The following is a 22,767-nucleotide window of genomic DNA, read 5'->3' as shown; positions in this document are numbered from 1 at the left end:
TGAAAATTAATCAATAACAACTTCCAGCCTTTTTTCATAATTTTGAGAAATGGAGATGACATATTTAATTATTGGATGTATTGCCGGCGGATTATTGGGAGCCATTATTTTATATTTTGCCTTGAAATCGTCTACGGTTTCAAGAAGTTCTTATGATGAGCTGAACACTTTACACATTAAAAACAAGTCGGATCTTGAAAACTCAGGCTTGAAAGTTCAGGAACTGAATCAAAATCTTACCAAGGAAAAGGAATTAAATATACAACAACAGGATCTTTTGAACGATCTGAAAAATGAATTTGCCAAGATCTCTGCTCAACATTCATCTCTGAATACACAGTTTCAGGAGCAGAAACAATTGAACTTAAAACAGGATTTTCAAATAGAAACGCTTATCGCCGAGAAACAGGAATTCTTTGCTAAAAATGCTGAGCTTTCTGCACAAAATGAAAGCCTCCAGAAATCTCTTTCTACCCAAAAAGAAGAAATCACAAAAATACAAGAGGAGTCCAAACTTCAGTTTGAAAATCTGGCGAATAAAATCCTTGAGGAAAAGGCTGAGAAATTCACTACTTTAAATCAAAATAATCTAAAAAATATCCTTGATCCATTTCAGGAAAAAATTACTGACTTAAAAAATAGGGTTAATGAAGCCTATGAAAAGGAGAACAAGGAACGCTTCTCCCTTGCTGAAAAAGTAAAAGAACTTGCAGAACTGAACCAACAAATTTCTGAAGATGCAAAAAAATTAACCAGAGCTTTAAAAGGTGAAAGCAAAACCCAAGGAAACTGGGGCGAAATGATTTTAGAAAGTATCCTCGAAAAATCAGGGTTGGTAAAAGGAAGAGAATATTTTCTGGAACACGAACTTCGCGATGAAGACAACAAAGCTCTATTTTCTGAATTCTCAGGAAAAAAAATGCGTCCGGATGCCGTTGTAAAATATCCGGATGAAAGAAATGTCATCATTGATTCCAAGGTTTCCCTTACTGCATTCACTGAACTGGTAGATGAAACAGATCAGGATGTTTATATGATGAAGCTTAATCAGCATTTAGGCTCTATCAAAAACCATATCATGCAGCTTAGCCAAAAAGCATATGACGATTATGGAAAATCTCTGGACTTTGTCATGATGTTTATCCCAAGTGAACCCGCTTATATTGCAGCTATGCAGGCAGACCAAAACCTTTGGAACTATGCCTACGACAGAAGAATTCTTCTCTTGAATCCAAGTAACCTGATCACTTCCCTAAAACTGATCGCGGATCTTTGGAAGCGTGAATATCAAAACAAAAATGCTTTGGAAATTGCAGAGCGCGGCGCTAAACTGTATGATAAATTTGTGGGATTTGTGGATAACCTTGAAAAAGTGGGAAGAAATATTGATCTCGCTAAAAATGTTTACAATGATGCCTACAAACAGCTTTACACTGGAAATGACAATCTTGTCATTCAGACTCAAAAACTGAAATCATTGGGAATTAAAAACAAAAAAGACTTGCCTCAAAGCCTTATCGACAATACTAATTTAATAGAATAAATAATAAGATTCTGCTGAAATCCAGTGTAAAGGAAATTAAAATTTGATAAAATAACTGATATGTTTTCCCTTGTACCTTATTCATATCCTAAATCAAAATCGGTAAAAGAGATACTGATTTCCTCCATGGCAGCAGGAATTATGGTTTATCTTTTCCTGATTATTTTTCAGCCTTTTGGTACAGAGAACTATCATCATCCTTATAAATACTTTATTCTTTTTCCGTACACTCTTATTTTTGGAGCAGCCTTTTTTATTTCAAGCCTCTTTGTTTTCCGATTCAAAGATTGGAATATCGGCTCTGAACTCTTGAAAATATTTGTCATCTTATTGCTTGGGTCCATCTTTTCCTACCTTTACAATACATTATTTATAAGTCATGTAGAACTTAGCCTTGAAAATTATGGCTATATGTTTCTCTACTCTTTAGCAGTAGGCATTCCCATTTCCACTATCTATATATTGTCAAGATATATTTATTTAAAAAATATTCATGAAAATATTGCACGAGATATTGTTCCTCAACCCATAGGAAACATTGAAAATTTCAAAGAAAAAATTCTGACAATTACCAGTAATAATATTGAGTTGGCAATTGCTGAAGAAGATTTCCTGTGTGCTCAATCCATGGAGAACTACTGCACTTTATATTTTATAGAAAATAATACAATAAAAAAACTTTTGCTCCGAATAAGCATATCCAATCTTTTATCACAAGTGGAAACAGATTCCATTAAAAAATGTCACCGCTCTTATATTGTTAATCTTGAAAAAGTAAAAAACCTTAAAGGAAATGCTCAGGGCTATAAATTAATTCTTTCGGAAATCGACTTTGAGATTCCAGTTTCAAGAAGCTTTATCTCAGATATTATTCCTCAATTACAACAATCTAAAAGTTAAAGACTTGTTGTTCGTCACTATTCCTTGACACTCATCACATTCATTTGATTCGCTTTATGGAAAGCAACATTTTTGCTCAAAAATAACTGACATGAGTAAAAACATTCGCTTCTTTTTAATCTTTATTTTGGGATTCACCATCTATTATTTCTTTGATTTATTTTGTTTTAAAAGCATACAGCAATTCTCAAAGAACCTTTTTCACAGCAAGGCTGCTGCCCATATTATTGCTTATGCAGTGACCTTAATTCCATTGGTAATAACATTAAAGGTTTTGTTTCCTAAAATGAATATTCTTAACTTATTTTCTTTGGATAAATCCATCATTAAAGGCTTTGCATTGGCTTTTTTAGGGACATTACCCATGCTGATTGGATATTGCATACATTTTAAAATAAACAGTACAATAAACACTGAATCTTTGTTCATCAATACTATTTCCTCTGCATTTTTTGAAGAAATAATTTTCAGAGCATTTCTCATTGGAACATTATTCCGATTCACAAAACTCGGATTTTTATCATCTGTATTACTGGGATCATTACTATTTGCGCAGGTTCATTTATACCAAAGTCAAAATACCATAGAACTTATCGAGATATTTGCCATTACATTTCTGGGATCAGTATTTTTCGCATGGGTATATTTTGAACAAGACTTTAATCTATGGTGTGCCATATTTCTACATTCTCTCATGAACTTCTATTGGGAGATCTTTAATGTTTCAGAAAATGTTTCCGGAAACCTTTATGGAAATCTCTATAAATTCCTATCCATATTTCTAATCATAGGCATCATTATCTATCATAAAAGGAAAAATAAAATCCCTTTTCAAATCACATGGAGAACTCTTTTTATAAAAAGCACAGAACTTCAATCATAAATTTTGCATAATTTTGCGAAATGTTGATAGAAAGTTTTCAAAACGAAAAAATAAAAAATGTCACTAAGCTTCTTACTGACAACAGGTTCCGTAAAAAATCAAAGGTTTTTGTCGTAGAAGGACAGCAAGAGAATGAAAGAGCTGTACAATATAACTTTGAACCGTTGGAATTCTTTATCTGTGAAAATATCTTCAAGGGAGCCATTCCTGATGGAAAAATTCATTACGTAAGCGACAAAGTTTATGAAAAAATAGCATACAGAGGAAGCTCTGAGGGAATTATCGGAATATATCAAGCCAAAGAAACTCCTCTTTCATCATACATTCCCAAGGATAATTCAACAGTTATTATTGTTGAAGGCGTTGAAAAACCAGGTAATCTTGGTGCTATTTTAAGAAGCTGTGAGGCTTTTGGTATTGATGCACTGATTGTTGCAGATGGCAAAACCGATTTCTACAACCCCAATGTGATCAGATCCAGTGTGGGCTGTCTTTTTGGAATGGAGGTTTATCAGGCGGAAAATAATGAGACATTAGAATTTCTGCAAAAAAACAATTTCAATATTTACACAACATTGATGGACGAAAGTGCTGAAGATCTTTATAAAAGAGATTTTACACTACGTTCTGCTGTATTATTTGGTACTGAACATTCCGGGTTAAGTGATTTCTGGATTGGGAAAGGTAAAAATACGTTGATTCCTATGGCAGGAAGTATTGACTCTCTAAATCTGAGTAATGCTGTGGCTATTACTTGCTATGAATCCTTAAGACAGAAGAAAGGATAGAGAATACAGATCCATTAAGATGATATCTGACTTTAAAAGTATTTAGGTGTCATCTTTTTGTTTATGATATTAAAGCATAAAAAAACCGTCTCACTGAGTGAAACGGTTCTTTTATTTTTAAGCTAGGCTAAAATTATTTCTTAGCAGCGTCTTTTGCAGCATCTTTAGCAGCGTCAGCAGCTCCTTTAGCAGCATCAGCAGCTCCTTTAGCAGCGTCAGCAGCTCCTTTAGCAGCATCTTTAGCAACTTCAGTTCCAGCAGCAGTAGTAGCAGCAGCAGCATCTTTAGTAGCTTCTACAGCAGTAGTTGCAGCAGAATCAACAACTTTAGCAGCAGAATCAGAAACTACAGCAGCAGAATCAGCTACGTTAGCAGCAGCAGAATCAGTTGTACCTTCAGTAGCAGTAGCGTCAGTTTTTTTACAAGCAACTAGAGAGATTGCAGCGATAGCAGCTACGAATAATGACTTTTTCATAATAAATTAAATTTAATTTTGTTAATATTGTTTTATAAAATTTTCTTCTGTTCTGTTATTTGAACAAGACAAAGGTAGAGCAGTTAGAAAATTTGTTTATGAAAAATAATTGTAATACCTTTGTAAAATAGTTTTACAAAAAAACATAGATGATAATCAACAATTTAATTATTTAAAAAAAAATTGACAGATTTAGATTTATTACACTTTGAACAACTAAAAAAGGACGTTCAGGGTCAATATTTAAAAGAATATACCCCTTCACAGGATGACATATCTAAGTGGAAGGGTATAGATATCATATATTTCCAGGAAGACCTACGCAAAAAGGCAAAAGGTAACATCAGTGAAAAGTCATTTTACACCTATTTCAAAAACTCACCAGTCACAAAATTACCAAGGATAGATATGCTCAATTTACTGAGTATTTATGCGGGTTATGACTCTTGGTATGAATTCAAGAAACAACATCTTTTTGCTGGAGAATTATTACTGGAAAATGAAAATCTAGATGAAGATGAAACTGATGAATTGGAAAAAACAGTGGCTTTAGCTCCTGAACTCCCAAAAAATGAGTTTCAACCTAAAAAAACAGAATTTCAAACCCCCGAAAACGTCGATTTACAAAAATCAACAACTGAAAATCAACAAGTTAATACAAACGTTACAAAAAATAACGAAACTGAAATTTCAACGATTTCTCCCAAGAAAAATTTCTTCAAAAAGAATGCTTGGGCACTTATTACTTCCGTTTTAATTACCATAACTGGTTTGCTTGGATTTAAAGATGTACTTTTTTCAAAAAGTTATACCTATTGCTTTATTGATAAGGACAGAGGAGTTTCTGTAATCAATACATTAGAAATAATGGTTGTTAAGGAAAATGAATCCCCATTGATGTATAAAATAAAGCCGGGTGACTGTTTTTCTTATTCAACTAAGGATAAAATTCTAAAAATGCGTATCAGCGCTCCTTTCTATGAACCTTTGGAAGTTAATAGAAATCTGGAAAATGCTCCTGAAGAAGAAAAGATAGAACTGAAACCGGATGATTACAAGATGGCTGTCTATTATTTCTCTATAAAAGACATTAAAGGTGGAAACCCTGAAGAGCAGGTAGCCCTTATTAAACAGAAAAGAAATCAGCTGGAAAACCTGATTAGCAGTAACGCCATTATATATCAGGTATACGATAATAACACTTATGGAATTGAAAGACTTGACAAACAAAAGTACATCACCCTTGTAACCACGCCTACTACTTCATTGAAAAACCTGAATGTAATAGAAATGAAAAAGGATAACAATGGTAAGATTGTATCCATTAAATTTAAAATTACCACCACAGATGAAAAGAATAAATAACTTTTTAATTTTCGCGGTACTTCTGACTTTATTTGTTGCCTGTAATAATAAAAAAACAGAGGTAAGCGACCTGGACAAGCTAAGAAACAGCAATAATGCAAAAAGCTATCCTGCTGTACAAATGGACAGCATGCAGGCCATTAACTCCATCACTCAACAAAAAGTTCAGGAACTTCTTGATCTTTCTACCTTATATTTATCCGGAAACAGAAATACGGAAATAGATACTGTTATTTATTCACAAATGGAAAGCTACTTTCATAAACCTGATTCATTAACCTTTAAAAGGTTATTTTCAGAATTAGACAGTATGAAAGTGAAATCTGTGAAAGTCAATAATTTGAATGTCTACAAGGAATTCTATAAGAAAGACACTCTTGATTACGCAAGGTTCAATGTAGAATATTTTGATGGTAAGAATAAGTCGTTAGGAAATTTTGAGAAAAATGCTCAGTATATATTATTATCAACATCTAAGCTAAAAAAAGAATTTAAGTTTTACTTTTTAGATTTTTATTCCAAACCGATTAAGAAAGACAGCACTTCTGTGGGAGTAACCAAATAGTCTAGAGGAATATCATTTTCCCAGACATCATCGACATATTCATCGGGGTCAAAATAATTGACTCCGATTTTTTTTGTTTCGGAGGATATCCCCTGAAAAAGGCCATCGTAGAATCCTTTTCCATATCCTACTCTATTTCCTTTTTTATCACAATATAAAAGAGGGGTAATCACATAATGATAATCATTTTCATGAGAATCCTCATTGGAAACAGGTTCTGAAATCCCCCAACTATTCGTTTCAAATAATGTATCTTCAAAAATTTCTATATTGATAAGCTTATCTCCTACAATTTTAGGTACAAATACACGGATATTATGTGATAAAAAATACTGAATGAAGATTTGGGTATCAATTTCCTTTCGGGATAAAATCGGGATAAAAACATGTACTTTCTCTGACTCTTTTGGATTGAAATAATGAATGAAGTTTTCAAAATTTTTTTCAGATAACAAGAAAGCCTCATCAGGAGACAAGGCTTTTCTTTTTTGTATATATTTTTTTCTAAGTTCTGCTTTTAGCATAATCTTATGCATTTTCAGCTTGCGCAATTTTATATAATTTGTCAGACAAACGAACTCTGAACGGAAGTTCAAAAGTAATCTGATCTCCTACGTTTGCTATTTCACAAGGGCCTCCGTTTGCATAAATCTGAGTAATTGTAATCTCCTGCTCTCCTGTAGTAGGTCCTGAAATCAAGACTTTATCACCTATAGAAAGTTCTTTGTTTTCAATTAAGAACTGTGCAATTTTTGATTTTGAATAATAATGTTCTGCCTTTCCAATTAATGTTTTTTTAACTTTTATTTTCTGGCGAATATCCTTAGTTTCAGCTTTTGTAGCCTTTCCTAAAGGTTGAGTTGATAAATCTCCTGAATTTTTAAATTTCAGAGCATCAGACTTTCCTTTTCTGAATACTTTATTCCCAACCTGCAATCCTTTTCTTAATTGAACCTGCTCTTCTAATGATAAGTGTATTGTCTCCAAACATTCAGTAGAACAAGTGTTTTCCATCGCGGCTTTGCATTCATCACATTGAATAAACAATAAATGACAAGCATCATTAGCGCAATTGGTATGGTTATCACAAGGCTTTCCACATTGATGACATTGGGAAATAATATCGTCTGTAATTCTTTCTCCTAAACGGTGATCAAATACGAAATTTTTACCGATAAATTTACTTTCGATCCCTTCTTCTTTAATTTGACGGGTATATTCAATGATTCCACCTTCTAACTGGAAAACGTTCTTAAAACCTTGGTGTTTAAAGTAAGCACTGGCCTTTTCACAACGAATTCCACCGGTACAATACATTAACAGGTTTTTATCTTCTTTAAAATCTTGCAGTTGATCATTAATAATGGGTAAACTTTCTCTAAAATTTTCCACATCAGGAGTTATAGCGCCCTCAAAGTGCCCTACTTCACTTTCGTAGTGATTTCTAAAATCAACTACAATGGTGTTGGGATCGTCAAGCATATTATTAAACTCCTGAGCTTTTAAGTGAATTCCTTTATTGGTAACATCAAAAGTTTCGTCATTCAAACCATCAGCAACAATTTTATTTCTAACTTTTATGGTTAACTTTAAAAAAGAATGGTTGTCTTGATCTACTGCTACATTTAAACGAATTCCTTTCATGAAGTCATAAACTTCCAGCGTATCGCGAAAAGCCTCAAATTGATCTGCAGGAACACTCATCTGAGCATTTATTCCTTCATGTGCAACATAAATACGACCCAGGGCATCAAGGGCATTCCAGGCTATAAATAATTCGTCGCGAAATTTTTTGGGATCTTCAATTTTGGCATACGCATAGAAAGACAAAGTAAGGCGGTCCTTACCAGCTTCATCAATAAGTTGAGCTCTTTCTTCTGCGCTTAAGGTGTTATACAGTTGCATGCTATAAACGGTTTAAGTGAGAAAAATATTTTTGCAAAGATAGTAATTTTTCAATTAATTACATTTCTCAGGCAGAATCACAATCCAAAAAGCTCGATTAACAATGCTTTGCTCAATGAGTAATAATTGATTACGAAAACACCACAATGGCATTGATTTTTCTATACTATACTCTTTTACATTGCACTATTATGTCATATGACAGCGTACCATTTTCTTTAATAATTTTTTAATTTTTGTTAACTATCGCGTTAACAATTATGACATAATGCATAAAATGACATAATACCCGTTAAATTTTAGTTAAAATTGAAACATAGCATACTAATTGCTTACTTATTTAACATTAAATTTGTTTACTCAAAATCAGAATTAATTAATAAACAAGAAAGATATACAATGAAGAATACTTTAAAAAAACTATTACCATTTGCAGTAGTCGGAGTAATTTCTGGAGCTACTACCGTTGGAGCCATACAATATTTCGGACATACCTCCAACAACGGAGATCAATCTTTTTTCACAACATCCGCCCCTACGGCAACTTTTGCCGGAATGAATACCGGAGCGGTAGGTGATGACTTTGTAAAAGCAGCAAAGACAACCGTTCCTGCTGTAGTTACGATTAAAAATTATCAAAGCAGAACAGCAAACAGAGCATCTGAGCAGGATCTCTTCGATTATTTCTTCGGAGACCCGTTTGGGGGAAGAGGCCAACAAAGGCAAAAACAACAGCAGGCTCCGGACAACATGCCTTCAGGGATGGGTTCCGGTGTTATCATCTCTCCTGATGGTTATATCATCTCGAATAACCACGTTGTAGCAGGTGCTAATAAACTTGAAGTTGTCCTGAGCAACAAAAAATCATATATAGCAACCTTAGTTGGTACTGACCCTAATACTGATATTTCTTTATTAAAGATTGAGGAAAAAGGGCTGCCTTACCTAAACTTTGCGAACTCAGACAATATCGACGTAGGACAATGGGTACTAGCAGTAGGAAACCCATTGGGGTTAAACTCTACAGTAACGGCAGGGATTGTTTCTGCTAAAGGAAGAGGTATTGGAATCTTAGGAAGCCAAGGGAAAGCAGCTAATCCAATTGAAAGCTTCATCCAAACAGATGCCGCAATCAACCCGGGTAACTCTGGTGGTGCATTGGTAAATACTAATGGTGAACTAATCGGAATCAACTCAGCCATCCAATCTACTACAGGATATTATCAAGGATACGGATTTGCCGTTCCAGCTAACTTAGCAAGAAAAATCGTTGAGGATATCAAGAAGTTTGGTATTGTACAAAGAGGATTCCTTGGAGTTCAATCTCTAGATCTTTCCAATGATCAGCTAGTAGCAGCATACAATAAACAATACAAGACTAATCTTAAGTCTGGTTCAGGAGTATATGTTACCGGATTTGGAGATAATAGTGGTGCAGAAGATGCAGGCCTTAAAAAAGGTGATATCATTACTAAAATAGACAGCTATGATATTACAGATTTTGCTGACTTGTCAATGTCTATCGGAAGCAAGCGTCCTGGTGACAAGGTACAGGTAACTTATTCCAGAAATGGTAAAGAATCTACAACAAGTGTAACTCTTAGAGACCAGAAAGGAGGTACTTCTACCAGAACAAAGGCAGATCTTAGCATTACGGAAAAAATTGGAGCAGAGTTTGATCCTCTTACCGAAAGATTCAAAACAGAATACGGACTGAACAGCGGTGTAGTTGCCAAGAATGTATCAGAAGGTAGTGAAATGGCAAAAATCGGAATTGTAGACAACTATATCATCATTGAGGTGAATGGTAAGCCTGTGAATTCACAGAAAGATGTAGAAAAGATTCTGGATAAATACCAAGGAAATGTACAAGTGAAATTTGTAGATGACTACGGAAGAATTTATACTAAAGGATTTAAAATGCCTTAATCAAAACTAAACAATAGTTATTTTCATATCAACAAAAAACGCTGCAAATATTTGCAGCGTTTTTTATTATTTTTATTTGGGTTTATTCATTTTTTCAGCGATTCTTTTCTTCTTATTTCGTTCATAAATAACTTCTACAATCTTACCACCAATCCAGGAAAACGGGAAAAAGGTAAGGAAAATAGAAATCTTATAGAATGTAGGATGATAAGGAAATATAATCACATCCAACATCGCAATGAAAAGCATAATAAAACCGATCAGAATTGCGTAGGCTACTTTGGCATATTTAACGATAATTGCCGTTGCTACACCTCCAATTGTAGTTCCTAATCCAGAAATAAACAAAAGGAAGCCAAAAAAGGCTTTATCATCTTTCATACTGAAAAGAAACCTTTGCCAATGCTCAAATGGAGCAAAGGCCTCAAAAGTAACCCATTGCGGAAAAACCCTTATACCAAGAGTAATAATAAGCCCTGCAATACCAAGACCTACCAACACCGCAATTGTATTTCTTATAAAATTCATTAATCTTGATGTGCAATCATAGAAATTTCGATATCCACATTTTTAGGCAAACAAGAAACCTGTACTGTTTCACGAGCAGGGTAGCTTTCAGCATCTAAATAAGAAGCATAAATATCATTCATTACAGCAAAATCATCCATACTTTTAAGGAAAATTGTTGCCTTTACAACATTTTTGAAAGTCATTCCAGCCTCAGTAAGAATTGCTTCAAGGTTTTTCATTACCTGATGCGTTTCTTTTTCAATTCCCTCTACCAATTTACCAGTTGCAGGATCTACAGGAATCTGTCCGGAGATGTATAACACTCCATTTGCCATATTAGCTTGTGAATAAGGCCCGATTGCTGCAGGTGCATTAACTGTGTTGATTATTTGTTTCATATGTGGATATTTATTTTTTTAATGGCCATATGGAATCGTCCTCTTCATTTTTTCCTTTCCAGCCGATTTCATTAGATTTTATTTTGCTTGCAAATATAAAATTTATATTCACAAATGCCAATCTGATATTAGAAAGGTGAATTTGGCTGTGTAAAGCTTCGGTCTTTATACTTCAATGCATCGCTTAAGATATTGGCTTTGATCCCAATAAAGAAGTCATACACTTTATATTGCCCGAATGGCACCCAGTTAAAATTAATGGTAAAGCTTCGCTGATCTCTTGAAAAACCAATCCTTGTATATGCCAATTCTTTGGTCACCAAGTCATAGTGAGTACTTCCATTGATGTTCCAATATGGGGTAAGCTTAATGCTTCCGTCAAGACCAATGGATGCAATTTTGCTACCAAATCGGCTAAGACCTTTTGAATAAGCATAATTTGCATTAACATTCAAGGTCCAAGCTTGATCGAAATGAGCATAATGATCATCATCAAAATAATAATTTTCATTTCGAACCTCTCCTTTCATGGAATACTTTTTAGCATAATCTTTCTTTTCTCCAAAAAGTTCGCTGCTTAAAGGATAAGATAACTGAACATTGAATCCCTGTACTCCGAAATGTCCAAATTGTTCAGTTCTGATTCCTGTATCCTGTCCTGGTAAAAACTCAATTTTATAAGGTTCAAGGGAAAGACTTGTATTTACTGTAAGTTTGTTATTAAAGAAAGAAGACTGCCCATTGATGGTGAAAATAGACCATGGGTGAGTTTTTGCAGCAAAGTTATAGCTTCCTGTAAGGTTTAGGGATTCAAAGATCTTGATCTTCTTCACACCAGTTGAGTCACTCTTAGACTTTACTTTCATTTCTATATTATTCCCGATACTAAAGCCTAAAGCTCCTACCATACCACTTGACGGGCTTCCTATGATCCCTTTTTCAAAAATGGAATATGGAGTAATAGCACCTGTTGCATTATAATAATTTCTATAATATCCGAAGTTAGGACTTGAAAAATCCGGAGCATACGTAAATCCTATACTTGGAATCATCATATGTCTTATTGCCTCTACAGCTGATCCTTTTTTGAACTTCATCATCCCGTAAAGCGTTGTCTGAAGACTGGCTGTTGTAGAGAAAGTAGAATATCCTGTGAAATTTTTATTGATCTCATCCACTGTAACATTCTTTATAGGATCATAATATCTGTTAAGTGTTTTTGTCGTTAAACCATTGTCAATATTGGCACTTAAACTGAAAGTAAAATACTTCGCCAATGTAGTATTGGTAGCCAACGCAATATTGTTCTTAAGACCCGTCTGCATTTTATCCCACATTTCCTTTTTAAACAATTCATTTTCCTGAGTGCTTACAAAGTTGGTAAGGTTAAAACCAGTATTTACCGTAATATTTTCAAGAAGTCCCTGTCTCACTCCTGTTTTTGATTTAAACAGATAAAACTGATTAACCGCTACGTTCATTTGTGGTAAACGAAGATCGGAAGAACCTGTTGCAAAATTCTGAGAATAAGATGCAGTTCCTGTAATAGTTACCGGAAGCTTCAGAAATCTCTTGGTAAGAGTTACCGTAGAGTTTTGCTGAGTATTCAGGACATTTTGGTTGAAAATATTACTGTTGTTAAGTGTGTTGTTATAAAACTTCGTACTTACGATATCCACCTGCGCACTAAACGTAAGGAAAGGGTTCGCTTTAACATCCTGTGCGTGACTCCAGTTGATTCTATAGGTACTGTTTTTATTATAATCATCCAGTCCCTTGATTCCTCTTACCATTGTTCCAACATCCGCATTAAAGGTTCCTGAATAACGGTATTTCTTCTGGTAGTTCACCTGAGGACGAAGGTTCCAGCTTCCTTTGGTATAAATATCAGCAAGGACTTTTAGGTCAAAATGTTCTCCAATCGGTTGGTAATACCCTATTCCATTCAGGAAGAAACCTACATCTTCTCTTTCCCCGAAACTTGGGATCAGAATACCGGCTGCTCTTTTATCAGAAAATGGCAAGATAGCAAACGGCAGATATAGAGGTGTAGGAACCTGTTCTATAAACATTTGAATAGGTCCGGTAACGATCTGAGATTTATTTTTTGTTTTGATAAGCTTGATATTGTAAGCCCTCATAAAATAATCCGCAGCCGTATCTTTTTTCTTAAGAAAATATTCATCTGTGGTATAATCTGCTTTTCGCATTGCAAACACAGAGTCATTATATTTTTTTGTTTTTTGGGCTATAATCACCCCTTCGCTTTCTTCCGTTCTGGCATTGAAAGCAATAGCCTGTTTAGTTTTTGTATTATAACTAAACTCGTTGGTTTCGTATTTTTTCCCTGCCTGTGTAGTGATTACAGGTTCTATTATTTTTCCTAAAGAGTCTTGTTTCCCCCTGGCATAGATCAGATTTTTATTATCATCAATGGAAATATAATCTGCATCAATCTGCATATCCTGGTATTTTACCTGGGCATTCTTGTTAAGGAATGTCATCTTCTTGGGGATATCTCTTCGTTGATCATCTGCTTTTGTATGAAGTATATCATCTAAAGCTTCTTTTTTTACAACTATGGTATCCTTTTTGGAAATAGTATCATTAACCGCATTTTTAGGCAATTTCTCAGACGTTTTTTGTGCTAAAAAATTGTTAAAAATTAGGATAATTAAAATTTGTAATATATTTTTGAGGACGGTTTTGGCCAATTTTATTATATATAATTAAGGCCCAAAATTAATATAATTTTTATAACTGTAAGATGCACAAACAAAATTTTAAAATAATTTTATCATTTCTCCTCATCTTAATGAGTAACTTTTTTTTCTCTCAAAAGAAATTTACAATCGTTTTGGATGCAGGACACGGAGGAAGTGATCATGGGGCTAACAGGTCCTATTCGGACATTGGAAGAGTCGCAGAAAAAGACATTACGCTTGCCATTACCCTAAAGGTTGGGGCAATGCTTGAAAAAAACAGAGATTTCAAGGTTATCTATACCCGTAAGATAGATGAATACCCTTCTCTCTCTGACAGAACCAACCTTGCCAACAGGAGTAAGGCTGATTTATTTGTTTCTATTCACTGTAACTCTTCAGCAAGACCTACAGCTTATGGAACAGAAACTTATGTACAGGGGCCTAACCAAAACAATGAAAACCTTGAGGTTGCAAAGAGAGAAAATGACGTGATCTTTCTGGATGAAAAGGATAAGCAGACTTTCGGATCCTACAATCCGGAATCTCCGGAGTCTCTCATTGCGTTAAAACTTCAACAAAGCAAGTATCTTGAGTCCAGTCTTCTTTTGGGAGGATTGGTAGAAGATAATTTTGTGAATAAAGACAAGAGATCTTCAAGAGGGGTATTTCAGAAAAACCTTCACGTTCTGCGTATGAATGCCATGCCTTCTGTATTGATAGAAACAGGTTTTATCAATCATCCGGAGGAAAGCCACTACATTGCCTCAGAAAAAGGGCAGAATGAAATATCAGAAAGTATCTATAATGCTATCATTGATTATAAAAAAGCGGTTGACAGAAAATCCGGAGGATCTTTTACCACCAGAAAGCAAGAACCTGAAAAACCGGCTGAAACTCCGCTGAAAAATGATTTCAGAATATTATTGATGAGTTCTCCTACGAAATATAATGAGAATGATCCGGCGTTGAAAGGATTAAGCTATATCCTGACTCTTAAAGAAAACGGACAGTACAAATATTACTACGCAGTAACCAATATGGCTTCTGTAAAAGACATCAATCTGAAAAGCGCTAAAGACGCAGGATTTAGAAATGCCTTTGCGGTAGGGTTTATGCCAAACCAGAGAATAAACATGGGTTATTATACCCTTGAAGTGTACACCGGTGAAAAATTAAACGGGAATTCATACATCCTTCAAAACCTGAAAGATGTGGAAAGAGAAAAAGACAGTGGTGTTTTTTATTACACCTATGGAAAAGTATATACGTTGGAAGATGCTGTAAAGCTTCAGAAAGAGGTTGAAGCTAAAGGTATCAAAAACACGGTGATACAAAAAGTTTATAAATAATTTAAAAAAATAATTTTGAGGTTTAAAAGTTAATTGTTATTTTTGCAACCTCAAAATTTGGCCTATTCGTCTAGTGGTAAGGACTCAAGATTTTCATTCTTGCAACAGGGGTTCGATTCCCCTATAGGCTACCAAATTTGATATCATGCCGGATTTAAAAATACAAGAAGCAAAATTGCTTTTTAAAAAAGTCCACTCTAACCCAAAAAGTTACGATTTACAAATCAATGAAGAAGGGATTACAGGCAGGGATGATAAAATAAGTTTCAGACTTTATAGGACTGGAGAAAGGGTTGCTTTTGAAGTAACAATAGACGAGCTTACTTTCACCAATACAACTGGGGAATGGAACAATGCACTGATCATGCTTGGAAATACGATCAAAAAAATAGAAAAAGAACAGGAAAATTTAAAAATAGAACAAGCAATAGATAAGCTTAGAAAGTACCTTTCAGAAGAAAATTAAAAATTTTCAAAATAAATTTGGTAGTTAAAGAAAAAGTTTATAGTTTTGCACTCACATTTAAACGATATGGCAAATCATAAATCAGCTCTAAAAAGAATTAGACAAAACGAAAATAGAAGACTTCGTAACAGATATTATCACAAGACTGCTAGAACAGCGTTGAAAACCTTAAGAAATGAGGAAAACAAAGCTGCAGCTACAGAACAACTGCCAAAGGTTATCGCTTTATTGGATAAATTAGCTAAGAAAAATATTATCCACAAAAACAAAGCAGCTAACTTGAAAAGCAAATTAACAAAGCACGTTAATAAATTAGCGTAAAAATATAGCTGGCCCGTTCGTCTATCGGTTAGGACCTCAGATTTTCATTCTGGTAAGAGGGGTTCGATTCCCCTACGGGCTACTTAAATCTTAAAAAACCACTGTATAACATCAGTGGTTTTTTAAAGAAAAAGTAGAAAAGCTATTATTTACAACAAAATCTAACCGGCCCGTTCGTCTATCGGTTAGGACCTCAGATTTTCATTCTGGTAAGAGGGGTTCGATTCCCCTACGGGCTACAAGATTAAGAGTTGATACTTATAAAAACAAAAAACTAACACATTACTTAGGTAATGGAAGATAGAGGGCCCGTTCGTCTATCGGTTAGGACCTCAGATTTTCATTCTGGTAAGAGGGGTTCGATTCCCCTACGGGCTACTAAACAGGACAAATGAAATTTACTTTCGTTTGTCCTGTTCTTTTTTTGGAGTAATCCGTTGGTTATCTGAAAGATATAGTTTGCGATTACATTCATTCGAGCGGTTCGATAAGTTTTTCCGTCAAACTCCAATTTTTCGGGGAATATCGAACCAATTATATCCCGTCTTGTTCTGATTTCGCCCTCGCTGTACATTTTAGGAATGCTTTCTATGTATTTCAAAGCCCTGTCCAAAGACTTTTCTACGTTGATTTTCTTGGTATCAGAACCGTCCTTGCTCAACTGTTCTTCCAAACTCTCAATCCGTTTCCTACACTCATCTTTGATTTCGAGATATTCCTCGTCATCAATAATTTCAGACAGCAGTTTGTTGCGTGCTACTGATAACCTTGCATTCAGTTTATCTATTTCCTGTGCAATCTGTTTCTTTTCGTCAAACGGATTTTTTGCGAATTTCTTGTAGTTGTCCAACAGAAGTCTTTTTACTATTTGAGAAGTACCGTTCAACGCAAACTGTCGCATACTCTTTTCAAAAATATCGTTGGCTAATTCGGCTTTTTGACGAAAGCCACAAGAGGAAACACAATGATAGTAGTAATAACGGCTTGTTCTTCCTTTGGAAGCACTTCCCGTTAGGTTGCGACCGCATTCGGGACATACCAAGAAACCACGTAGGGGCAAGTTCTCGTCTGAAAGTATTTTGGTATTGGGACGTTCTACCCTTTTGTTTCCGTCCAATATCAGTTGTACCCTATCAAAGAGGTCTTTGGATATAAGTGGTTCGTGCTGACCCTGCACCAAATGTGCTTCTTCGTCCTTGAATTTGGCAATGAATATCTTACCGTAGTACAGCGGATTGCGTACGGCAACGTGAAATGCACTTCGGCTTATAGTTGTCTTGTGCAACTTATTCATTTTTTGCCGTACTTGGTCACAGGCAAACACGCCTTTGGCTATTTCGTTGAAAGCCCACAGCATAGCTGTTGCTTCAGGTTCTTTCGGAGCAATGTATTTTCGTCCGTCCTCTTTGCTTCTATTGATATATCCAAAAGGTGCTCTACCCATCAAACGCCCCTCTTTCCTTGCCCTACGCATACCGTAGAACGTATTCAATGCTCTGCGGTCATTCTCTACTTCGGGAGCAGAAAGATATATGGCAAGCATCATCTTGTTTTCGGGAATGGAGAGGTCTAACGGCTGTTCTACCGCCTGTGGCTCTATACCAAGTTTGTTGAGTGTGCTAATCATTTGATAAGCATCGCCAGCATTACGGCTGAACCTGTCCCATTTGGTAAACAGGATAAGGTCAGTTTTTGAACTTCTCTTTTTAAGGCTGTTCAATAATCTTGTCCATTCGGGACGGTTAAAGGTCTTGGCGGAATGGTCTTCATAAATAACCTGCCCAACAGCAATCTTATTGGTTGCACAGTATCTTTTCAGGCGTTCCTCTTGGTCACGCTGTGAATATCCCTTGTCCGCTTGTTCATCGGTGGAAACACGTATGTATAAATCGGCTCTTTTCATAGCTAATCATTTTTAAGTGGGTATTGACTTTGTGTGGGATTAGCTAAATTACAAAATAAATCATTCGGTGTCAAAGCATTCACGGATAATTATCATTGTGAGGTTGTACAAAAACTCCATAATCAGTTCGGCTGTTTCCTGTTCCACGTCAATACCGACCTCACGGAGAAGCTCCATTGCTTCCTCGATAGGTATTTTTTCTATTTCTTTTCTCTCCTGCATCGCCTAACTCGTTTTGTACTGACTAAATTAATCAGGTAAACAAGTCGGGCTTCCAATGTTGCAGTGAGAGGTAGCATTTGGCGTTCAGTTGCCAAATATTATTATGAAAGAAGTTAAAATCATATTCAAAAAAGAATAAAAAGGTAGCAAAGATAAGGCGGACAGCCACCGCACCGCCCACCAAAAGACTACGGCATAATGGCTTCGCCACCCTTCGGGACTTATTCCGTTTCCTTTTGGTTTTTCCGCTTGTCCGCCTTGTTAAAATGGCTTTCTTTTTTTTCTGTTTTTTTCTTTTGGAAAATAATTTTAAGGGGGAGCAACGCATCGTCAAGATAACCCCCAACCCAAATAAAAGTGGCAGTCAGTGGCACTATTTGGCGTTCATTGTCGTGACTGTAAACAGCTGTTTTTCAAACAGTCTTGCCGAACTTTGCAAATGGAAGCGGTTGGTTTTTTCGGCTAACTCCAATCCGTTCCGCAGAACGGATTTTCTGAACCCCTGTTCAGAGCAAGTTATCTTTTGAGCTACTCGGAATAAATTCCGCATCTCAAAAGCACTTGCCCTTGCAGGTGGCTGAAAACCGCTCCGAAGTCGCAGTTTTGGTTTAACATTAAAATGATTTGATTATGGAAGAAGTGAACAGAAAACAGATTAAAAAGACAGGAAGAAAACCGAAGAACGACCCTGCGGTACATCGGTATTCCATCAGTCTGAACGCAGAGGAAAACGCCAAGTTCCTTGCCCTTTTCGACCAATCGGGAATGAACATAAAGGCACATTTCATTACGGCTTGTATCTTTCAAAAGACGGTAAAAACCGTAAAAATTGATATGAATGCGGTAGAATACCACGCAGGATTGACCAAGTTTTTCGGACAGTTCAGAGGAATAGCAACCAATTACAATCAGATTGTAAAGCTGTTGAACACACACTTTTCGGAGAAAAAGGCATTGGCATACCTCTACAAATTGGAAAAACAGACCGCAGCAATGAAAGAATTATTGCTCAAAGTTTTAATCCTTACCGCAGAATTTGAAAAGAAATACCTAAACAAAGAGTAAAGAAATGGTTGCAAAAATCGGAAAGGGAAGCAATATGTACGGAGCTATTTTGTACAATCAGCAGAAAGTGGAAACGGAAAACGGAGCGGTTCTGTTGCTGAATAAGATACCCGACACAATGGACGGTAGGTATTCCGTTGCGTACTTCAACAAGTGTTTTGAGCCGTATCTGTCTGCCAATATCCGAACGGAAAAGACGGTACGGCACATTTCATTGAACCCCGACCCGAAAGACACGGTAAGCGATGAACAGTTTACCGAAATGGCACAGGAATATATGGAGCGTATGGGTTACGGCAATCAGCCGTATATCGTATTCAAACATACGGACATTGACCGCACGCATATACACATCGTTTCGACCTGCGTGGGCATTGACGGCAGGAAAATCCCCGATGATTACGACCACCCTCGCTCAATGGCTATCTGTCGGGATTTGGAAACGAAATACAATCTGCACAAAGCTACCGAGCAGGAACAGAAACACGACAGCAGAAATTTCAAAAAGGTAGAACAGCAGAAAGGCGATATAAAAAGCCAAATAGCTTCGGTAGTGCGACACCTGCCGAAGTATTACCAATATACAAGCATTGGGACATACAACGCTTTGCTTTCGTTTTTGAATATTACGGCAGAGGAAATAAAAGGCGAACGCAACGGAGAGCCTGTACACGGATTGGTATATTTTGCTTTGAACGACAAGGGAGAAAAGGCAAGCACGCAGGAGTAAACGGATTACAACGGCACTTTGAACAATCCAAAGAGAAGATGAAAACCAACCCTGCGAAGTCTGTTCTCAAAAATTCGGTGGAACTTGCCATTCACACCACAAACAGCGAAAAGGAATTTAAAAAGCAACTTGCCGAACAGGACATTCACACCGTTGTCCGCAGAAACGACAGCGGACGGATTTATGGTATTACTTTTATTGACAATGGTAGCCGTACTGTTTGGAATGGCTCGCAGTTGGACAGAAACCTGTCGGCAAATCTGTTTAACGATTGGTGGAACAACGGAAACAAACCCGCATTGAAAGCACAGGACAGCCCTGTTTCCGATACGAACACGATAGACCACCAACCGACCAAAGACCTTTTCGAGTTTATCACGCAGGAACATTCGCACAGTTCTGATTTGGGATTGTTCAGCCTGTTGCCCCAAGCACAGGGCGAAGATTACGAGGAACAGGATTTTGCCAATAGAATGAAGAAAAAGAAGAAAACAAGACAAAAAAAATAATAGAGATTGTCCTTATTTTCAAAACAAGTTTTAAAATTACTTACCTTTGTTGTATGAAAAAATCAGATTAGCATATTTTTAGGAACATATAATCTCTGTCAAGGCAATAGATGTTGCCCTGACATTCTATTGAATTATTTAATAATAAATGCTAAAAAGATGAATTTTTTCGATAGCCCATTTAAGGGCAAAATAATTAGAGACCATATTACCAACCCCAATATCACGGCTGGGAAATATTCCTACTATTCCGGTTATTATCATGGACATTCTTTTGATGACTGCGCTCGCTATTTATTTCCAGATAGAGATGACGTTGATAAATTGGTCATAGGTTCATTCTGTTCCATAGGTAGCGGTGCAAGTTTTATAATGGCGGGCAATCAAGGGCATCGACATAATTGGATATCCAGTTTTCCCTTTTTTTATATGCCGGAGATTGAAGCATTCAATAAAGCAATTAACGGATTTGAAAACGCGGGCGATACAGTTGTCGGTAATGATGTTTGGATAGGGAGCGAGGCAATGATTATGCCGGGAGTGAAGATCGGTGACGGGGCGGTAATCGGTAGTAGGTCATTAGTCACCAAAGATGTTGCCCCTTACACTATTGTCGGCGGAAACCCTGCAAAACCGATTAAAAAAAGGTTTTCGGACGAAGAGATTCAGATCCTGTTAGATATCAAGTGGTGGGATTGGGATGAAGACATATTGACCGAAGCGATACCTTTAATTTGTTCAGGCAACATACAGTCTCTTTTCGATTTTTACAACCAAGTTGTAAAAATCGAAAAGAGAGATTTCCCGTATTGTTTTTGACTTATATGTAACAACTGCGAAAAGCCTTTCAGTTTTATTGCTGAAAGGCTTTTTTTAATGTAGAATTTGAAAAGGAGTATTTGAATAAAGAAATCATTACAAAAATCAAAAAGAGAGAAGTACGAGCAAAATTTTTAAGATTATCTACCTATTAGTAGATAGAAATTTATATCTTTGCTTTATGGAAACAAAAGAAATGACCACCACACGCCCCGCGTGGGCCTATACGTTGCCGGCAGCACTGCTGCTGATGGCTCCTTTCGACATCCTCGCTTCACTGGCGATGGATATTTATCTCCCTGTCGTTCCAGCGATGCCCGGCATCCTGAACACGACGCCCGCTATGATCCAACTCACGTTGAGCCTCTATATGGTGATGCTCGGCGTGGGCCAGGTGATTTTTGGTCCGCTCTCAGACAGAATCGGGCGACGGCCAATTCTACTTGCGGGCGCAACGGCTTTCGTCATTGCGTCTCTGGGAGCAGCTTGGTCTTCAACTGCACCGGCCTTTGTCGCTTTCCGTCTACTTCAAGCAGTGGGCGCGTCGGCCATGCTGGTGGCGACGTTCGCGACGGTTCGCGACGTTTATGCCAACCGTCCTGAGGGTGTCGTCATCTACGGCCTTTTCAGTTCGATGCTGGCGTTCGTGCCTGCGCTCGGCCCTATCGCCGGAGCATTGATCGGCGAGTTCTTGGGATGGCAGGCGATATTCATTACTTTGGCTATACTGGCGATGCTCGCACTCCTAAATGCGGGTTTCAGGTGGCACGAAACCCGCCCTCTGGATCAAGTCAAGACGCGCCGATCTGTCTTGCCGATCTTCGCGAGTCCGGCTTTTTGGGTTTACACTGTCGGCTTTAGCGCCGGTATGGGCACCTTCTTCGTCTTCTTCTCGACGGCTCCCCGTGTGCTCATAGGCCAAGCGGAATATTCCGAGATCGGATTCAGCTTTGCCTTCGCCACTGTCGGGCTTGTAATGATCGTGACAACCCGTTTCGCGAAGTCCTTTGTCGCCAGATGGGGCATCGCAGGATGCGTGGCGCGTGGGATGGCGTTGCTTGTTTGCGGAGCGGTCCTGTTGGGGATCGGCGAACTTTACGGCTCGCCGTCATTCCTCACCTTCATCCTACCGATGTGGGTTGTCGCGGTCGGTATTGTCTTCACGGTGTCCGTTACCGCGAACGGCGCTTTGGCAGAGTTCGACGACATCGCGGGATCAGCGGTCGCGTTCTACTTCTGCGTTCAAAGCCTGATAGTCAGCATTGTCGGGACATTGGCGGTGGCACTTTTAAACGGTGACACAGCGTGGCCCGTGATCTGTTACGCCACGGCGATGGCGGTACTGGTTTCGTTGGGGCTGGTGCTCCTTCGGCTCCGTGGGGCTGCCACCGAGAAGTCGCCAGTCGTCTAACCGACG

21 protein-coding genes, 4 tRNA genes and 1 pseudogene are annotated in these 22,767 nt (G+C 37.2%); 18 read left to right on the top strand and 8 right to left on the bottom strand.

All coding sequences use genetic code 11. The features are described 5' to 3' along the window. Positions 1-55: 55 nt before the first annotated feature. From C1638_RS13000 to C1638_RS12985, 4 genes are all read left to right on the top strand, one after another. Positions 56-1,543, top strand: a complete 1,488-nt coding sequence (locus C1638_RS13000) for a DNA recombination protein RmuC (protein ID WP_109621569.1) — start codon at positions 56-58, stop codon at positions 1,541-1,543. Positions 1,544-1,603: 60 nt separating this feature from the next. Then, a complete protein-coding gene (locus tag C1638_RS12995; protein ID WP_109621567.1) occupies positions 1,604-2,443 on the top strand; it encodes a LytTR family DNA-binding domain-containing protein in 840 nt (279 codons plus the stop codon). Between the two features lie 91 nt (positions 2,444-2,534). After that, entirely contained in the window at positions 2,535-3,326 is a 792-nt protein-coding gene (locus C1638_RS12990) for a CPBP family intramembrane glutamic endopeptidase (protein WP_109621565.1), read from the top strand. A gap of 20 nt (positions 3,327-3,346) precedes the next feature. Beyond that, positions 3,347-4,114, top strand: coding sequence for a TrmH family RNA methyltransferase (locus C1638_RS12985; protein WP_109621563.1), 768 nt, complete (start codon positions 3,347-3,349; stop codon positions 4,112-4,114). A gap of 133 nt (positions 4,115-4,247) precedes the next feature. Here the strand turns inward: C1638_RS12985 and C1638_RS12980 are convergent, their stop codons facing one another. Continuing rightward, a complete protein-coding gene (locus C1638_RS12980) occupies positions 4,248-4,589 on the bottom strand; it encodes a hypothetical protein (RefSeq protein WP_076353234.1) in 342 nt (113 codons plus the stop codon). Positions 4,590-4,772: 183 nt separating this feature from the next. Here C1638_RS12980 and C1638_RS12975 point away from each other — a divergent pair, with 183 nt between their 5' ends. Both C1638_RS12975 and C1638_RS12970 read left to right on the top strand, forming a co-directional pair. Beyond that, on the top strand, positions 4,773-5,954 hold the full coding sequence (locus C1638_RS12975) for a hypothetical protein (RefSeq protein ID WP_109621561.1): 1,182 nt from the start codon (positions 4,773-4,775) through the stop codon (positions 5,952-5,954). Beyond that, a complete protein-coding gene (locus C1638_RS12970; RefSeq protein ID WP_109621559.1) occupies positions 5,938-6,519 on the top strand; it encodes a hypothetical protein in 582 nt (193 codons plus the stop codon). Before C1638_RS12975 ends, C1638_RS12970 begins: the two co-directional genes overlap by 17 nt. Here the strand turns inward: C1638_RS12970 and C1638_RS12965 are convergent. Then, the gene (locus C1638_RS12965; protein WP_109621788.1) at positions 6,468-7,043 is read right to left on the bottom strand and encodes a 5-formyltetrahydrofolate cyclo-ligase; all 576 of its coding nucleotides are present in this window, start codon (positions 7,041-7,043) and stop codon (positions 6,468-6,470) included. The genes C1638_RS12970 and C1638_RS12965 overlap by 52 nt on opposite strands. Positions 7,044-7,047: 4 nt before the next feature. Further along, the gene (gene trhO / locus C1638_RS12960) at positions 7,048-8,424 is read right to left on the bottom strand and encodes an oxygen-dependent tRNA uridine(34) hydroxylase TrhO (protein ID WP_109621558.1); all 1,377 of its coding nucleotides are present in this window, start codon (positions 8,422-8,424) and stop codon (positions 7,048-7,050) included. A 399-nt stretch (positions 8,425-8,823) separates the two neighbouring features. On the opposite strand from trhO, the gene C1638_RS12955 reads away from it, so the two are divergent. Then, a complete protein-coding gene (locus tag C1638_RS12955) occupies positions 8,824-10,353 on the top strand; it encodes a trypsin-like peptidase domain-containing protein (RefSeq protein ID WP_109621556.1) in 1,530 nt (509 codons plus the stop codon). Between the two features lie 72 nt (positions 10,354-10,425). Here the strand turns inward: C1638_RS12955 and C1638_RS12950 are convergent, their stop codons facing one another. The 3 genes from C1638_RS12950 to C1638_RS12940 form a co-directional block, all read right to left on the bottom strand. Then, the gene (locus tag C1638_RS12950; RefSeq protein ID WP_076353229.1) at positions 10,426-10,881 is read right to left on the bottom strand and encodes a hypothetical protein; all 456 of its coding nucleotides are present in this window, start codon (positions 10,879-10,881) and stop codon (positions 10,426-10,428) included. Next, a complete protein-coding gene (locus C1638_RS12945; protein WP_045491236.1) occupies positions 10,881-11,261 on the bottom strand; it encodes a RidA family protein in 381 nt (126 codons plus the stop codon). Before C1638_RS12945 ends, C1638_RS12950 begins: the two co-directional genes overlap by 1 nt. Before the next feature lie 128 nt (positions 11,262-11,389). Continuing rightward, complete coding sequence (locus C1638_RS12940) at positions 11,390-13,975, bottom strand: putative LPS assembly protein LptD (protein WP_109621554.1); 2,586 nt, start codon at positions 13,973-13,975, stop codon at positions 11,390-11,392. 53 nt (positions 13,976-14,028) lie between these two features. On the opposite strand from C1638_RS12940, the gene C1638_RS12935 reads away from it, so the two are divergent. From C1638_RS12935 to C1638_RS12905, 7 genes are all read left to right on the top strand, one after another. Then, positions 14,029-15,315 (top strand): N-acetylmuramoyl-L-alanine amidase family protein, encoded by a 1,287-nt coding sequence (locus C1638_RS12935; RefSeq protein ID WP_185140430.1) that lies wholly within the window; start codon positions 14,029-14,031, stop codon positions 15,313-15,315. Between the two features lie 59 nt (positions 15,316-15,374). Beyond that, positions 15,375-15,449: transfer RNA gene (locus tag C1638_RS12930), tRNA-Glu, on the top strand. 11 nt (positions 15,450-15,460) lie between these two features. Beyond that, complete coding sequence (locus C1638_RS12925; protein WP_076353227.1) at positions 15,461-15,781, top strand: hypothetical protein; 321 nt, start codon at positions 15,461-15,463, stop codon at positions 15,779-15,781. 66 nt (positions 15,782-15,847) lie between these two features. Next, a complete protein-coding gene (rpsT, locus tag C1638_RS12920) occupies positions 15,848-16,102 on the top strand; it encodes a 30S ribosomal protein S20 (RefSeq protein ID WP_109621550.1) in 255 nt (84 codons plus the stop codon). Between the two features lie 10 nt (positions 16,103-16,112). Continuing rightward, a tRNA-Glu gene (locus C1638_RS12915) sits at positions 16,113-16,184 on the top strand. An 85-nt stretch (positions 16,185-16,269) separates the two neighbouring features. Continuing rightward, positions 16,270-16,341, top strand: a tRNA-Glu gene (locus tag C1638_RS12910). Between the two features lie 67 nt (positions 16,342-16,408). Then, a tRNA-Glu gene (locus C1638_RS12905) sits at positions 16,409-16,480 on the top strand. On the opposite strand, the gene C1638_RS12900 is transcribed toward C1638_RS12905, so the two are convergent. Next, on the bottom strand, positions 16,443-18,005 hold the full coding sequence (locus C1638_RS12900) for a recombinase family protein (RefSeq protein ID WP_109621786.1): 1,563 nt from the start codon (positions 18,003-18,005) through the stop codon (positions 16,443-16,445). The genes C1638_RS12905 and C1638_RS12900 overlap by 38 nt on opposite strands. A gap of 60 nt (positions 18,006-18,065) precedes the next feature. Beyond that, positions 18,066-18,227 carry a hypothetical protein gene (locus tag C1638_RS22360; protein ID WP_165826534.1) on the bottom strand — a complete coding sequence of 54 codons (162 nt, stop codon included), beginning with the start codon at positions 18,225-18,227 and terminating at the stop codon, positions 18,066-18,068. 630 nt (positions 18,228-18,857) lie between these two features. On the opposite strand from C1638_RS22360, the gene mobA reads away from it, so the two are divergent. From mobA to floR, 4 genes and pseudogenes are all read left to right on the top strand, one after another. After that, entirely contained in the window at positions 18,858-19,292 is a 435-nt protein-coding gene (gene mobA / locus C1638_RS12895) for a conjugal transfer protein MobA (protein ID WP_066679312.1), read from the top strand. Positions 19,293-19,296: 4 nt separating this feature from the next. Continuing rightward, a pseudogene (gene mobB, locus C1638_RS12890) lies at positions 19,297-20,531 on the top strand (conjugal transfer protein MobB). A 159-nt stretch (positions 20,532-20,690) separates the two neighbouring features. Continuing rightward, positions 20,691-21,350 carry a type B chloramphenicol O-acetyltransferase gene (gene catB, locus C1638_RS12885; protein WP_066679309.1) on the top strand — a complete coding sequence of 220 codons (660 nt, stop codon included), beginning with the start codon at positions 20,691-20,693 and terminating at the stop codon, positions 21,348-21,350. Between the two features lie 196 nt (positions 21,351-21,546). Beyond that, a complete protein-coding gene (floR, locus tag C1638_RS12880; RefSeq protein WP_066679304.1) occupies positions 21,547-22,761 on the top strand; it encodes a chloramphenicol/florfenicol efflux MFS transporter FloR in 1,215 nt (404 codons plus the stop codon). The last annotated feature ends 6 nt before the right edge of the window (positions 22,762-22,767 follow it).

The sequence above is a fragment of the Chryseobacterium oncorhynchi genome, from assembly GCF_002899895.1.
GTDB lineage: Bacteria > Bacteroidota > Bacteroidia > Flavobacteriales > Weeksellaceae > Chryseobacterium > Chryseobacterium oncorhynchi.
The sequence above is the reverse complement of the archived record's forward strand: the minus strand, read 5'-3'. Positions and strand labels throughout refer to the sequence as shown.